General features: G+C 65.5%; 6 protein-coding genes. 3 read left to right on the top strand and 3 right to left on the bottom strand.

Features of this window, described 5'->3' with window-relative positions:
* Nucleotides 1-42: 42 nt before the first annotated feature.
* Nucleotides 43-690, top strand: a complete 648-nt coding sequence (locus tag ABT392_RS07115; protein ID WP_334276920.1) for a GntR family transcriptional regulator — start codon at nt 43-45, stop codon at nt 688-690.
* 6 nt (nt 691-696) lie between these two features.
* Here ABT392_RS07115 and ABT392_RS07110 read toward each other — a convergent pair whose 3' ends face one another.
* The 3 genes from ABT392_RS07110 to ABT392_RS07100 are packed head-to-tail and all read right to left on the bottom strand — an operon-like array spanning nt 697 to nt 3,672.
* Complete coding sequence (locus ABT392_RS07110) at nt 697-2,049, bottom strand: bifunctional glycosyltransferase/class I SAM-dependent methyltransferase (protein ID WP_334276921.1); 1,353 nt, start codon at nt 2,047-2,049, stop codon at nt 697-699.
* The gene (locus ABT392_RS07105) at nt 2,046-2,696 is read right to left on the bottom strand and encodes an acyltransferase (RefSeq protein WP_334276922.1); all 651 of its coding nucleotides are present in this window, start codon (nt 2,694-2,696) and stop codon (nt 2,046-2,048) included. The genes ABT392_RS07110 and ABT392_RS07105 overlap by 4 nt, the downstream gene beginning before the upstream one ends.
* Nucleotides 2,697-2,715: 19 nt before the next feature.
* Complete coding sequence (locus ABT392_RS07100; RefSeq protein WP_334276923.1) at nt 2,716-3,672, bottom strand: glycosyltransferase family A protein; 957 nt, start codon at nt 3,670-3,672, stop codon at nt 2,716-2,718.
* Nucleotides 3,673-3,832: 160 nt separating this feature from the next.
* Here ABT392_RS07100 and ABT392_RS07095 point away from each other — a divergent pair, with 160 nt between their 5' ends.
* Together ABT392_RS07095 and ABT392_RS07090 are read left to right on the top strand one after the other, a co-directional pair.
* Entirely contained in the window at nt 3,833-4,015 is a 183-nt protein-coding gene (locus ABT392_RS07095; RefSeq protein WP_395386193.1) for a hypothetical protein, read from the top strand.
* A gap of 73 nt (nt 4,016-4,088) precedes the next feature.
* Nucleotides 4,089-16,043, top strand: a complete 11,955-nt coding sequence (locus ABT392_RS07090; RefSeq protein WP_395386194.1) for a hypothetical protein — start codon at nt 4,089-4,091, stop codon at nt 16,041-16,043.
* Nucleotides 16,044-16,093 lie beyond the last annotated feature (50 nt).

Below are 16,093 nucleotides of genomic sequence, written 5' to 3'. Positions count from 1 at the left end.
CAGAACTGGCTAGAATCTGACACGCCCTGCTTTTCAACACGCATGTCCGCCGCCCCACCTCTCGCCCCCCGCGCCCTCTACCAGGAGGTTGCCGAACGCCTGCGCCAGCAGATCTTCGGCCGTGAACTGGAGCCGGGCAGCTGGATCGACGAGCTGAAGCTGTGCGCCGAACTCGGGATCAGCCGCACGCCGATGCGCGAAGCCCTGAAGGTGCTGGCCGTAGAAGGCCTGGTCACCATGAAGCTGCGGCGCGGCGCCTACGTGACCGAGATGAGCGAGCGCGATGTGCGCGAGGCCTATCAATTGCTGGCCCTGCTGGAAAGCGATGCGGCCGCCCGCGTGGCCGAATCCGGTTCAGACGAAGAGCTGGCGGAATTGCAATCGCTGCACGAGCAGCTGGAAGCCGCCATTGACCAGCGCGATGCCTTCTTCATTGCCAACGAGCGCTTCCATCTGCGCCTGCTGGAAATCGAAGGCAACCGCTGGCGCTGCCAGATGGTCAACGACCTGCGCCGCGTGATGAAGCTGAACCGTCATCACTCCCTGTTCAAGCAGGGCCGCCTGGCCGAATCGCTGGGCGAGCACCGGGCCGTGATGAAGGCCATCGGCCAGCGGGACGGCAAGGCGGCGGCGCGCCTGATGCGCGAGCATTTCGAGAACGGTCTGACCGCCGCGACGGCCGGCGCCTGAGCCTCTTCAGGCCGCGACAGCCCTGACCACGTACTGCAGCGGCAGCGCGTCGCGCACCGCACCCTCAGGGTCGCGCCCCATGGCCATGGCCATCTGACGGATCGCGTTCAAGACCGGCTCGCGGCCGGGTTCGTCGAAGATGCGCGGCACGCCGGCCTCGACGCGAAAGCCGGCCGACTGGAACAGCTCGAAGATGGTCACGCGGGTGAACCAGCGCAGGTGCGTGCGGTCCAGCAGGCCGCCCGATTCATAACGGAAGTCGCCCACCGACAGCCGCCCCTGCAGGCTCCAATGCTGGGCATTCGGGATGCTGGCTACCACGCAGCCGCCAGGTGGCAGCACGGCGCGGATGCGCTGCAAGACCTTCCAGGGGTCGCGCAGATGCTCGAGCACGTCGCCGAAAACCCAGCAGTCGCGCGAGGCATAGTCGCGGAACTGGCTGTCGTCGGTCGCCTCCAGGTCCAAGGCCTGCACGCCATCGCAGAAGCGCGCGGCGATCTCGGCGGCCTTGGGGTCCAGCTCGACGCCGATGTAATGCACGGCCGGCCGGCTGCTCTTGACCGCATGGGCCAGCGCGCCGGTGCTGCAGCCGATCTCGACGATTGCTTGCGCCGTGGCGGGAATCAGCGCCAGCAGGTCCGGGTTGTAGCCGGTGGGTGGTGGCAAGGCCTTCGCCGCCTCCTTGGCGCGCACCTCGGCAAACCATTCGTCCAGGTTGTAGCTTCCGGTGGCCTGGCTGGTGCCCTGGCCGATGTGGTCGACGTAGACCTTTTTCGTGCCCATCAGGACATCGTTGCCACACCAGTCCAGATGGCGCAGCAGGTCAGACTTGCCTGCGTCGTGCAGCGCCAGCATCGGCGCCACCATGGGTGCACCATGCTTGATCGGCAGCGGCCATTGCCGCATCACCTCGACATTGCAGAGCATGCAAGGCGGATGCAGATAGGGCACGGCGCCGTAGGCATACGGAATGTCGAAGCCGTCGCGGTTCACGTAGGCCACACCGCCGGCGCCGTAGTCGCCCGGCTGCAGGGCCTCGGCCAACAGCTCCAGAAAGCCGCCGCGGCGGATCACGATGTCGGTGTCCAGGAACAGCACGCGGCCGCTCAGGCCCAGTTCGGTGATTGCCCAGGCCATGCCGGGCCCGTGGTGGATGTTGAAGCCCATCACGTGGAGCTGGACGTTCTCGAAGCCGGCCACGACGGCGCGGATCTTCTCGACATGCTCGGGCGTCGAGCCGTCCACGATGTGAACCGGGTTCGGGTAGAACTCGCGCAGCGAGCTCAGCAGGCCCTGCAAGAGCTCGGGCGAGTTGTAGGATACGGCGACAACAGGAATCGCCTGGATGTCCGCGCTCATGGATTCATTCCTTCCGGGCTGACCTGCCCGACCACGCGCGCAGGATTGCCGGCGACGATGCTCATGGCCGGCGCCTCGAAGCCAGGCGTGACAACGGCACCCGCAGCGATCACGCAGCCACGCCCGATCTTCACGCCCTTGAGGATGGTGACACGCGAGCCGATGAAGACCTCGTCGCCGATCTCCACGCCCGCCGGGCGCGGGTCGGGCGAGCGGCGGTGCGTCAGTCGCAAGTCGTGGGAATTGCTGTCCATCACATGCAGCTCGGGGCCGACAAGGACATTGGCGCCGAAACGGATGCTGGCGCCTTCGGAGATCAGCACGCAGCGGTTGTTGAAGACGCATCCTGGGCCGACCTCGATCAGCGACTCCGGCGTGCGCGCCTCTATATAGGAGCAGCTGTACGCGCCGGGCGAGCGCGGCACGCCGAAAACGGCGCTCACGTCGAGGCGGACCCGGCCATCGCCCTTGAACTGCGTGGGCGTGAGCAGCTTGAGCGTGCGGCCGCCCTCGCCGGCCAGCTCGATGCGACCTCGCTCCGAGGTATGGAAGAAATAGTGGATCAGGAGGCCGCGCACCCACAGCTCCAGGTCCAGCGGGTTGCTGCGGCCGAGGCGCTTGCGCAGGCTTTCGATGAGTTTCAGCATGGTGATGAAAGCCGCCGGCTCAGAACTTGTGCCGAGTCAGAAAGTCCTGCCAGATCGGCAGAAACTCGTCTTCGGCACCGGGCAGGCCATCGCGCATCCGCGGCAGCACCCGGCAGAAAGGCTGCATGTCTTCCTCGCCTGCGTAGCGCTGCCAAATTGCCGAGGCGATACCGTCGTAGCACTGGCGTGCGTGGCTCTCACCCAGCTGCCCGATACGGCGAGCGCCCACCGCCAGCGCGGCATAGCCCAGGTGCGCAGCCTTCATGTGCTTGCCGTAGAGCTGATTGGAATGGCCTTCTCCACCGGTACGGAAGTGCCCCAGGCGGTCCTGGATGTAGGCGACCGGTCCCTGCAGGCTGGCGGCCAGGAAGGCGCCCAGGTCCCACAAGCCCGCATAGGACACACCGCCAAAGTCCGGCTTGAACAGCAGGGCTGCCGTTTCGCGCCGCATCACGCAGTTGGAGAACTCGCCGAACCAATTCTGGCACTGCGGAATCGTGGTCGTGAACATCGCCCCGGCGTCCAGCGAGACGATGCGGCCCATGGACTGCAGAACGCCGGCCGGTATCGGCATGCCCTCGATCGGCTGGCCGCGCTCATTGGCCGTCCAGCGGGCACTGATGCTGCAGGCGAAGTTGCCAGCCCCGTGGATGGCGCGATGGGCGGCATAGAAATCCGGGTAGATGACGTCGTCGTCCAGCAGCAAATGCACCAGCTCGGTGCTGTTGTCCCAGAGCTTCAGCAGGTGGAGGAAGTTCTCATAGGCACCGATGCGCGGGCCTTGATGGATCTCAATCGGCAAACGCTCGCGAGCCACCAGCATGGCAGGCGACGACAGGATCTGGCCGAACTCGCCGCCCGGGCTGTCGTCGGACACAATGATGCGCTGGCTCTTGTGCGTCTGCGTGACCAGGCTGGTCATCAGCTCGACCATGTACTTGGTCTTGTAGGCGGGAATCAGCGTGGTGATTTGCATGGAAGAGCGCACGGGCGATAGCCGCCCTCGAAAAGGGCGGCGAATCGTGATTTAACTCGCGACTGGCATCCGTTCATGGGCAGAACAGCCAAGTTTTGGACTCGCTTTTGTAAACATTGTGGACAGGCCACACCCCTAGTATTGGCGGACCCTGCAATACGTGTATCTTTTCGTTGCTTTTGCTTGTTTTTATAGCAATCTGTTGGTTGGCTGGGTCGTTCAAGCACAGCTTGCCGTCGATTGCGCTCAAGTACTGGGCGCAGGAGACGAAAACCGAATGAAGCGGGAAGGCTTCGTGCGTGCGCTGGCACGCGGAGCCTGCCTGAAAAGTTATGGTGCTTGACACAGCGCCTGTGAGATTTGTGTCGAGACGTCGCCCCCGGGCGGCGCTTCTGAATTAACCAAGTGAGTTAAAGATGGCCTCTATCATTTCCAGTCTGTCGACAGCGCAGATCGCCGGTCTTGCCACTCAGACACTGGCGAAACTCACGACCGAGGACTGGGCGGCCTTCAACTCAGACCAGATTGCGGCGCTGACCACTCGACAGGTCAGCACCTTCGGCACCTTCGCGATTGCCTCGCTGTCCAGCGACCAGATCGGCAAGTTCCAGACCGAGGACCTGCGAGCACTCAGCACCCTGGCCTTGCGCTCTATGAGCACCGACAAGCTCGGCTCACTCAATTCCGACCAGCTCTCCGCCTTTGGTACCAACCAGGTCTCGACGCTCACCACCAGCCAACTGTCCAGCCTGGTCAGCGATGACCTGAATGCCTTCACGAGCGCCCAGTTCAAGTCCTTCAGCTCGGCCCAGATGGCCGGCCTGACGACCGATCAGATCGGCAAGCTCGAAACCGACGACCTGCGTGCCCTGAACACCGGCGCCCTGCGCGCCCTGCGCACCGACCAGCTCGGCGCCCTCAATTCCGACCAGATCGCCGCCCTGAGCACCGCCCAAGTGGTCTCGCTGACCACGGCCCAGCTGGCCGGGCTGACGACTGACGACCTGAATGGCCTGACCACCGAACAGTTCAAGGTCCTGGGCTCCGGCCAGGTGGCTGGCCTGACGACCGACCAGATCAAGGCCCTGCAGACCGATGACCTGGCAGCCATCGGCACTGCCGGCATCAAGGGACTCAATTCAGCGCAGATCGCGGCGCTCAGTACCGACGAGGTCGTGGCGCTGGGAACAGCGCAGTTCAGTGCCTTGGGATCAGCCCAGTTGCAGGGGCTGCGAACCGACCAGATCGCCAAGCTGGAAACCGACGACCTGCGCGCCATTAACACCGGCGCGCTTCGTGCTTTGAGCAGCGACCAATTCGCTGCCCTCACCTCCGACCAGACCGCCGCCCTCACCTCGGCCCAAGTCGTCTCGCTGACCACCGGCCAGGTCGCCGCCATAGCCAGCGATGACCTGAATGCCTTCACGACCGAGCAGTTCAAGGTCCTGACCTCGGCCCAGGTCGGCGCCATCGGCACCGATCAGGTTGCCAAGCTGCAGACGGACGACTTGGCCGCCATCTCGACCGCCGGCATCAAGGGCCTGAACTCCGCCCAGATCGCCGCGCTGACCACGGACGAAGTCGTTGCCCTGGGCACGCAGCAAGTGGCGGCCCTTGGCACGCAACAGGTTGCCGGCCTGCGCACCGACCAGATGGCCAAGCTGGAAACCGACGACCTGCGCGCCATCGGCACCGCGGCCCTGCGTTCGCTCAGCACCGACCAGCTCGGTGCCCTGGTCTCCGACCAGCTCGGCGCCATGACCACGGCGCAGGTCAACGCCCTGACCTCGACCCAGATCAAGGGCCTGTCCAGCGACGACCTGAACGCCTTCACGACGAGCCAGTTCAAGGCCATGGGCTCGGCCACTGTCGGCGCGCTGACGACCGACCAGATCAAGACACTGCAAACCGACGACCTGGCTGCGATCAGCACCGCCGGCATCAAGGGCCTGAACTCGGACCAGATCGCCGCGCTGAGCACCGACGAAATTCAGGCGCTCGGTACCGCGCAATTCGCCGCCATGGGCTCGGCCCAGTTGGCCGGCCTGCGCACCGACCAGATCACCAAGCTGGAAAGCGACGACCTGCGTGCCATCAGTACCGCTGCGCTGTCCAAGCTGACATCGGACCAGACCGCTGCGCTGACCAGCGACCAGATCTCCCAGCTGACCACGGCCCAGATCGCCTCGCTGGCAACGACGCCGGTCAACCAGCTCGGCTCCTTCTCCACCGACGACATCCGCGCGTTGACGACCGCTCAGGCGGCTGCTCTGACCTCGGCCCAGATCAAGGCCCTGGGCACCGACCAGATCGCCAAGCTGGAAACCGATGACCTGCGCGCGCTGAACACAGGTGCGATCAAGGCTCTGAGCACCGACCAATTGGCCGCGTTGAATTCCGACCAGGTGGGCGCGCTGACCAGCGCCCAAGTCGTCTCCTTGACAACCGCCCAGGTGGCCGGCCTGCAGACCGACGACTTGAACGCCCTGGTGAGTGACCAGATCAAGGTCCTGACCTCGCATCAGATCGGCGCGATCACGACCGACCAATTGAAGGCCATGACCACGGACGACGTGGCCGCCATCTCCACGGCCGGCATCAAGGGCCTGAACTCGGCCCAGCTGGGGGCGCTGACCACCGATGAAGTGGTGGGCCTGAGCACCCAACAAGTGGCAGCCCTCGGTAGCGCACAAGTGCTTGGCCTGCGCACGGACCAGATGGCCAAGCTTGAAACGGACGACCTGCGCGCCATCAACACAGGCGCGCTGCGGTCACTGTCCAGCGACCAACTCGGCGCGCTGACCAGCGACCAGCTGGCCGTCATGACCACGGCCCAGGTCAATGCGCTGACCTCGACCCAGATCAAGGGCCTGGCCAGCGATGACCTGAACGCCTTCACCAGCGACCAGTTCAAGGCCATGGCCTCGTCCACGGTGGCGGCGCTGACGACTGATCAGATCAAGACACTGCAGACCGACGATCTGGCCGCCATCTCCACGGCCGGCATCAAGGGCCTCAACTCCGCCCAGATCGAAGCGCTGACGACCGACGAAATCGTCGCCATGACCACGGCGCAGTTCGCCGCATTGAGCTCGGCCCAGGTGGCCGGCCTGCGCACCGACCAGATCACCAAGCTGGAAAGCGATGACCTGCGCGCACTGACCACAGGCGCGCTGTCCAAGATGAGCAGCGACCAGGTTGCGGCACTGACCAGCGACCAGGTGGCCGTGCTGACCACGGCGCAGGTCGCGTCGCTGGCCACCACGCCGGCCAACCAGATCGGTTCGTTCTCGACCGACGACATCCGCGCGCTGACGACCGCCCAGGCGGCCGCCATCACCTCGGCCCAGATCAAGGGCATCGGCACGGACCAGATGGCCAAGTTCGAGACCGATGACCTGCGCGCGCTGAACACCGGCGCGGTCAAGGCACTGAGCACCGACCAGCTGGCCGCCTTGAATTCCGACCAGATCGGCGCCCTCACCACGGCCCAGCTCGTCTCCCTGACGACGGGCCAGGTGGCCGGCCTGCAGACCGACGACCTGAACGCCTTGGTCACTGACCAGATCAAGGCACTCACCTCGGCCCAGATCGGCGCACTGACGACCGATCAGTTGAAGGCCATGCAGAGTGACGATGTGGCGGCGATCTCGACCGCCGGCATCAAGGGCCTGAACTCGGCGCAGGTCGCTGCGCTGACCACCGATGAAGTCGTGGCCATGGGCACGGCGCAGTTCGCCGCCATGGGCTCGGCCCAGTTGACGGGTCTGCGCACCGACCAGATGGCCAAGCTGGAAACGGACGACCTGCGCGCGATCAACACCGCCGCGCTGCGCGCCCTCTCTACAGACCAGCTCGGCGCCCTCGGCTCAGACCAACTGGCCGCGATGACCACGGCGCAGGTCAACTCGCTCACCTCGGCCCAGATCCAGGGCCTGGTCAGTGACGACCTGAACGCGTTCACGACCGACCAGTTCAAGAACATGACTTCGGCTCAGGTCGGCGCGATCGCGACCGACCAGATCCGCAAGATGCAGACGGACGACCTGGCGGCGCTCTCCACCGCCGGTATCCGCGGCCTGAACTCGGCCCAGCTCGGCGCGATGACCACCGATGAAGTGGTGGCGCTGACGACGACGCAGTACGGCAGCTTCAACTCGGCCCAGGTCCAAGGCCTGACGACCGACCAGATGGCCAAGATCCAGACCGACGACCTGCGCGCGCTCGGCACGGGCGCTCTGCGCTCGCTGTCGACCGACCAGCTCGGCGCTCTCGGCTCAGACCAACTGGCCGCGATGACCACGACGCAGGTCAACGCGTTGACCTCCACGCAGATCAAGGGCCTGGTCAGTGATGACCTGAACGCCTTCACGACCGACCAGTTCAAGAATCTCGCCACGGCGCAAGTCGCAGCAATGACGACCGACCAGGTCAAGACGCTGCAGACCGACGACCTGGCCGCGATCTCGACGCTGGGCGTCAAGGGCTTCTCGTCCGACCAGATCGCCGCGATGACGACCGATGAAATCGTCGCGATGAGTACGGCGCAGTTCGGAGCCATGGGCACGGCCCAGCTGGCGGGTCTGCGCACCGACCAGATCATCAAGCTGGAAAGCGATGACCTGCGCGCGATCAGTACTGGCGTGCTGTCCAAGCTGAGCTCCGACCAGATCGCCGCGCTGACCTCCGACCAGGTCTCGCAGCTGACCACGGCGCAAGTCGCGGCCCTGGCCACGACGCCAGCCAACCAGCTCGGCGCCTTCTCGACGGACGACATCCGCGCAATGACCACGGCTCAAGCCGCGGCCATCACCTCCAGCCAGATCAAGGGCCTGTCCTCCGACCAGGTGGCCAAGCTCGAGACCGACGACCTGCGTGCACTGAACACGGGCGCGATCAAGGCTCTGAGCACCGACCAGCTGGCGGCGCTTAACTCCGACCAGATGTCGGCATTCACCAGCCTGCAAGTCGCTTCGCTGACGACCGCCCAGGTGGCCGGCCTGCAGACCGACGACCTGAATGCCCTCGTGAGCGACCAGATCAAGGTCCTGACGTCGCAGCAGATCGGCGCGATCACGACTGACCAGCTCAAGGCGATGACCACGGATGATGTGGCCGCCATCTCCACGGCCGGCATCAAGGGCCTGAGCTCGACCCAACTCGGCGCGCTGACCACCGATGAAGTTGTCGGTCTGGGCACGCAGCAAGTCGCGGCCCTGGGCACCGCCCAGGTGCTTGGCCTGCGCACCGACCAGATGGCCAAGCTGGAAACAGACGACCTGCGCGCGATCAACACCGCCGCATTGCGTGCCTTGTCCACCGACCAGCTCGGCGCCCTGGGCTCCGACCAGCTGGCCGCCATGACCACAGCGCAGGTCAACTCGCTCACCTCGACCCAGATCCAGGGCCTGGTCAGCGACGACCTGAACGCCTTCACGACCGACCAGTTCAAGAACATGAGCTCGGGTCAGATCGCGGCAATTGCGACCGACCAGCTCATCAAGATGCAGACGGATGACCTTGCGGCCATCTCGACCGCCGGCATCAAGGGCCTGAACTCGGCCCAGCTCGGCGCGCTCACGACCGACGAGATCGTGGCCATGACCACGGCGCAGTTCGCTGCGCTCGGCTCGGCCCAGTTGCAAGGCCTGCGCACCGACCAGATCGTCAAGCTGGAAAGCGATGACCTGCGTGCGATCAGCACTGGCGCGCTGTCCAAGCTGTCGAGCGACCAGGTCGCCGCGCTGACCAGCGACCAGGTGTCGCAGCTGACGACGGCACAGGTCGCATCGCTGGCCACCACGCCGGCCAACCAGCTTGGCGCCTTCTCGACCGACGACATCCGGGCACTGACGACGGCACAGGCCGCGGCGCTGACCAGTTCGCAAGTCAAGGGCCTGGGTACCGACCAGATGGCCAAGCTCGAGACCGACGACCTTCGTGCGATCAATACCGGCGCGGTCCGGGCATTGAGCACCGACCAGTTGGCCGCGCTGAACTCCGACCAGATGGGCGCGCTGACCACGGTGCAAGTGGTCTCCTTGACCACGGCGCAAGTGGCCGGCCTGCAGACCGACGACCTGAACGCGCTGGTCACCGACCAGATCAAGGTGCTGTCTTCCGGCCAGATCGCTGCGCTGACGACCGACCAGATCAAGGCCATGCAGACCGACGATGTCGCGGCGATCTCGACCGCTGGCATCAAGGGCCTCACCTCGACCCAGCTGGGCGCCCTGACCACCGATGAAGTGGTGGCGCTGAGCACCGCCCAGGTGTCGGCACTCGGCTCGGGCCAGGTCGCGGGTCTGCGCACCGATCAGATGGCCAAGCTGGAAACGGATGACCTTCGTGCCATCAACACCGGCGCCCTGCGTGCACTGAACAGCGACCAGCTCGCCGCACTGACCTCGGACCAGCTGGCTTCGATGACGACCACCCAGGTCAATTCGCTGACCTCAGCCCAAGTCCAGGGCCTGGCGACGGACGACCTGAACGCCTTCAGCACCGACCAGTTCAAGGCCATGGCCTCGGGCACGGTCGCCTCCCTGACGACCGACCAGGTCAAGGCGCTGCAGACGCAGGACCTGGCCGTGCTGTCGACGTCCGGCATCAAGGGCTTCAACTCGGCTCAGATCGCCGCACTGACGACAGACGAGATCGTCGCCATGACCACGGCGCAGTACGCCGCCCTGGGCACCGCCCAGGTGGCCGGTCTGCGTACCGACCAGATCACCAAGCTGGAAAGCGATGACCTGCGGGCCATCGGCACCGGCGTGATCTCCAAGTTCACGACCGACCAGTTCGCCGCCCTGACGAGCGACCAGGTGGCCGTGCTGACCACGGCGCAAATCGCCGCGCTCGCCACCACGCCGGCCAACCAGATCGGTTCGTTCTCGACCGACGACATCCGCGCACTGACCACAGCCCAGGCCGCAGCGCTGACCTCTTCGCAGGTCAAGGGTCTGTCGACCGACCAGGTCGCCAAGCTCGAGACGGATGATCTGCGTGCGATCAATACCGCCGCGATCAAGGCCTTGGCCACCGACCAACTGGCCGCGCTGAACTCCGACCAGGTCGGCGCGCTGACCACGGCCCAAGTCAGCTCCTTGGGCACCGCCCAGGTGGCCGGCCTGCAGACCGATGACCTGAACGCCCTGGTTTCTGACCAGGTGCGCGTGCTGTCCTCGGCCCAGATCGGCGCACTGACGACCGACCAGGTCAAGGCGATGCAGACCGACGATGTGGCGGCCATCTCGACCGCCGGCATCAAGGGCCTGAACTCGGCCCAGATCAATGCCATGACCACCGATGAAGTGGTCGCCATGGGCACCGCCCAGTTCGGCGCTCTGGGCTCGGCACAGGTCTTGGGGCTGCGCACCGACCAGATGGCCAAGCTCGAGACGGACGATCTGCGTTCGCTCAACACGGCCGCACTGCGCGCACTGAACACCGACCAGCTCGGCGCCCTGGGCTCCGACCAACTGGCGGCGATGACGACCGCGCAGGTCAACTCGCTCACCTCGACCCAGATCCAGGGTCTGGTAAGTGACGATTTGAACGCCTTCACCAGCGACCAGTTCAAGGCCATGGCCTCGTCCACGGTGGCGGCACTGACGACCGACCAGATCAAGACGCTGCAGACAGCCGACGTGGCTGCCATCTCCACGGCCGGCATCAAGGGCTTCAACTCGGCCCAGCTTGCGGCGATGACGACGGACGAGATTGTCGCGATGACGACGGCGCAGTACGCGGCCCTGGGCACCGCCCAGGTCGCAGGCCTGCGCACCGACCAGATCACCAAGCTGGAAAGCGATGACCTGCGCGCCCTGACCACCACGGCCCTGTCCAGGTTCTCGACCGATCAGTTTGCAGCCCTGACGAGCGACCAGGTGGCGGTCCTGACCACCCAGCAAGTGGCTTCCTTGGCCACCACGCCGGCCAATCAGCTTGGCGCCCTGTCAACCGACGACGTCCGCGCCTTGACCACGGCCCAGGCCGCGGCGCTGACCAGCTCGCAAGTCAAGGGCCTGTCGACCGACCAGATCGCCAAGCTGGAAACCGACGACCTGCGCGCGATCAACACCGGCGCCATCAAGGCACTGGGCACTGATCAGCTTGCAGCACTGAACTCCGACCAGATCGGCGCGCTGACCACGGCCCAAGTCAGCTCCTTGAGCACCGCCCAGGTGGCCGGCCTGCAGACCGACGACCTGAACGCCCTGGTCACCGACCAGATCAAGGTCCTGAACTCGGCACAGATCGGCGCGCTGACGACCGACCAGGTCAAGACGATGCAGACCGACGATCTGGCGGCCATCTCGACCGCTGGCATCAAGGGCCTGAATTCCGCCCAGATCGGCGCCATGACCACCGATGAAACGGCGGCCATGACGACGGCACAGTACGCCGCCCTGAGCTCGGTCCAGGTGGCCGGCCTGCGCACCGACCAGATCGTCAAGCTGGAAAGCGATGACCTGCGTGCGATCAATACCGGCGCCCTGTCCAAGTTCACGAGCGACCAGTTCGCAGCCCTGACCTCCGACCAGGTGGCCCAGCTGACCACGGCACAAGTGGCCACGCTGAGCACCACGCCGGTCAACCTGCTGGGAGCCCTGTCGACCGACGACATCCGCGCACTGACCACGGCCCAGGCCGCAGCGCTGACCTCTTCGCAGGTCAAGGGTCTGTCGACCGACCAGATGGCCAAGCTCGAGACCGACGATCTGCGTGCGATCAACACCGCCTCGATCAAGGCCCTCGCCACCGACCAACTGGCCGCACTGAATTCCGACCAGGTAGGCGCACTGACCACGGCCCAAGTCAGCTCGCTGGGCACCGCCCAGGTGGCCGGCCTGCAGACCGACGACCTGAACGCCCTGGTCACCGACCAGATCAAGGTGCTCGGCTCAGCCCAGATCGGCGCGCTGACGACCGACCAGGTCAAGGCGATGCAGACCGACGATGTGGCGGCCATCTCGACCGCCGGCATCAAGGGCCTGAACTCGGCTCAACTGGCCGCGATGACGACGGACGAAGTCGTGGCGATGAGCACGGCTCAGTACGCATCGCTCGGCTCGGCCCAGGTGCTGGGTCTGCGCACCGACCAGATGGCCAAGCTGGAGACCGACGACCTGCGTGCCCTCAGCACTGCCGGCCTGCGTGCCCTCAGCACCGACCAGCTCGGCGCCCTGGGCTCCGACCAGCTGGCGGCGATGACAACCGCGCAGGTCAACTCGCTCACCTCGACCCAGATCCAGGGCCTGGTCAGCGATGATCTGAACGCCTTCACCAGCGACCAGTTCAAGGCCATGGCCTCGTCCACGGTGGCTGCGCTGACGACCGACCAGGTCAAGACGCTGCAGACAGACGACCTGGCTGCCATCTCCACGGCCGGCATCAAGGGCTTCAGCTCGGCACAGATCGAGGCAATGCGCACCGACGAGATCGTCGCCCTGACGACGGCCCAGGTCAGCACCTTGACCTCCGGCCAGATCGCCGGCCTGCGCACCGACCAGATCACCAAGCTGGAAAGTGACGATCTGCGTGCCCTGAGCACCTCGGCCCTGTCCAAGTTCTCGACCGACCAGTTCGCGGCGCTGACCTCCGACCAGATCGGCCAGCTGTCCACGGGCCAGATCGTGTCGCTGACCTCGCAGCAGCTGACCAGCCTGTCGACCGACGATGTGAAGGCACTGACCACGGCCCAGGCCGCAGCGCTGACCACGGCGCAGGTCAAGGGCCTGTCCAGCGACCAGATGGCCAAGCTCGAGACCGACGACCTGCGTGCCATCAACACCGCCGCACTGCGTGGCCTCGCGACCGACCAGTTGGCCGGCCTGAGCACCGACCAGTTGAGCGCGCTGACCACGGCCCAGGTGTCTTCGCTGACGAGCGCCCAGCTCGCCGGCCTGGCCACCGACAAGCTGAATTCGCTCACCACCGATCAGTTCAGGGCGCTGACATCGGCGCAAGTGGCCGGCCTTGGCACCGACCAGGTCAAGGCCCTGCAGACCGACGACCTGGCATCGCTGAGCTCGGCCGGCCTGCGTGGCCTGTCCTCGGCACAGCTGAACGCGCTGACGACGGACGAGACCGTGGCGATGACGACGGCCCAGTACGCTTCGCTGAGCAGCGCCCAGACTGCCGGCCTGCGTACCGACCAGATCGCCAAGCTCGAGACCGACGACCTGCGCGCGCTCGGCACCTCGGCCCTGGCCAAGTTCAGCACTGACCAGCTCGGCGCCCTGGGCTCCGACCAGCTCGCATCGCTGACGACGTCGCAAGTCAACTCGCTGACCTCGGCCCAGGTCCAGGGTCTGGTGAGCGACGACCTGAACGCCTTCACGACCGATCAATTCAAGGCCATGACCTCGAATCAGATCGCGGCGATCAGCACCGACCAGGTCAAGACCCTGCAGACGGATGACCTCGCGGCCATCTCGACGACCGGCCTGAAGGGCTTCAGCTCCGACCAGATCGCAGCGCTGACGACCGACGCCGTCGTGGCCCTGGGCACCGCACAGTTCGCCGCACTGGGTACCAACCAGTTGGCCGGCCTGCGCACCGACCAGATCGCCAAGATGGAGACGGATGACGTCCGCGCCCTGTCCTCGGCGGCCCTGTCCAAGCTCAGCACCGACCAGTTCGTGGCCTTCACCTCGGATCAGGTGGCTTCGCTGACCAACACCCAGGTCACCGCGATCACCTCGGCCCAGGTCACGGCCATGGGTTCGGACGACTTCAATGCACTGAGCACAAGTCAGTTCGGCGCACTCACTGCGACGCAGGTCGCCGGCATCACGACCGACATGATGCGCAAGCTTGAGACGGATGACATTCGCTCGATCAGCGTGTTCGGCGTGCGTGCCCTCTCGACCGATCAGCTCAATGCACTGACCACCGATCAGGTGGACGCACTGACCAACCTGCAGATCTCGGTGCTCACCAGCACCCAGGTCCAGGGCTGGGCGACGGACGATGTGCAGGCTCTGCGTTCGGACCAGGTCGGTGCACTGACCTCGGCCCAGATCGGCTACATGAGCAGCGACCAGATCAAGACCTTCTCGACCGACGATGTGCGTGCCCTGGGCACCGCCAGCATCAAGGGCCTGCAGTCTGAGGATCTGGCCGCGTTCAACTCCGATCAGATCGCGGCCTTCACCAGCACCCAGCTGGGCGGCCTGAGCTCGGCGCAGATCGTCGGCATTGATGCGGCCGACCTGGACACCATCAGCACCGATGCACTGCGAGGCCTCACCACGGCTGCGCTGCGCGCCTTGTCGACCGATCAGTTCCTGGCCTTCACCAGCGACCAGATCGGTTCGCTGTCGACGACACAGATCGTGGCGATCACGACCGACCAGTTGCATGCCATCACCACCGATGACATGGGTGCGCTGACCTCGGCACAGATCGCCTCGTTCACCTCGACGCAGATCGGCGCGTTCTCGACCGACCAGCTCCGCAAGCTTGACTCGGACGACATTCACGCCTTCACCACAGCGCAGATGCCGGGCCTGACGACGGACCAGATCCGTTCGTTCACCACCGATCAGCTCGACGGCCTTGATTCGGCCGACATCGCGAAGATGAACATGACCCAGGTGGGCGCGTTCACTTCCGACCAGATCGCCTCGCTGGACGGCGGTCAGCTCGATGCCCTGTGGCTGGCCACACCTATCGTGCTGGACCTGGATGGCAATGGCATCCAGACCCTGTCCTCGGCACAAGGCGTGACCTTCGACCTGAACGGCACCGGCAACGCCCAGAAGTGGGGCTGGGTCGGCGGCAATGACGGTCTGCTGGTGATGGACCTGAACAAGGACGGTGTGATCAACGACGGCAAGGAGCTGTTCGGCACCGGCACGGTCCTGGCGAATGGCCAGCATGCCGGCAACGGCTACCAGGCGATGGCAGCGTTGGACGTCAACCACGACGGCAAGCTCGACGTGCTGGATGCCGGCTTCAAGGACCTCAAGGTCTGGGTCGACGCCAATCACGACGGCAAGACCGATGCGGGCGAGCTGAAGGACCTGGCAGGCCTCGGTATCACCGAGCTCGACCTGCAGGCACAGGCCAGCAGCGTGATCGACAACGGCAACCTGGTGGGTCTGGTCTCCGGCTACAAGACGGCCGACGGCAAGACGCATGAGATGGCCGACGTCTGGTTCGCCAAGGACGTGAAGCCGGAAGGCAGCACGCAACCTGAGGTGAAGGTCAGCCTGACCGATGTGCTGGCACCGCCGCAAGGCAGTGTGCTGGGCGATGCCTCGGCGGCCACCAGCTTCGTGCCGCATGCCGACCCGATGCACTCGCACCTGCTGACGCACAAGAAGCTGGACGAGGACGACCGTCTGCCGCCGCTGATCTGACGAAGAACCCCAGCGGGGCGCCATGCCCCGCTCCAAATGCCGCCCGGTCA

Origin of the sequence: Paucibacter sp. JuS9 (assembly GCF_044043925.2) — a bacterium.
GTDB lineage: Bacteria > Pseudomonadota > Gammaproteobacteria > Burkholderiales > Burkholderiaceae_C > JAUASW01.
The sequence above is the reverse complement of the archived record's forward strand: the minus strand, read 5'-3'. Positions and strand labels throughout refer to the sequence as shown.

What these genes read in the sequence shown, in the direction of transcription:
- ABT392_RS07115 (WP_334276920.1), top strand. Translation starts at nt 43, where the DNA reads ATGTCCGCCGCCCCACCTCTCGCCCCCCGCGCCCTCTACCAGGAGGTT.
- ABT392_RS07110 (WP_334276921.1), bottom strand. Translation starts at nt 2,049, where the DNA reads ATGAGCGCGGACATCCAGGCGATTCCTGTTGTCGCCGTATCCTACAAC.
- ABT392_RS07105 (WP_334276922.1), bottom strand. Translation starts at nt 2,696, where the DNA reads ATGCTGAAACTCATCGAAAGCCTGCGCAAGCGCCTCGGCCGCAGCAAC.
- ABT392_RS07100 (WP_334276923.1), bottom strand. Translation starts at nt 3,672, where the DNA reads ATGCAAATCACCACGCTGATTCCCGCCTACAAGACCAAGTACATGGTC.
- ABT392_RS07090 (WP_395386194.1), top strand. Translation starts at nt 4,089, where the DNA reads ATGGCCTCTATCATTTCCAGTCTGTCGACAGCGCAGATCGCCGGTCTT.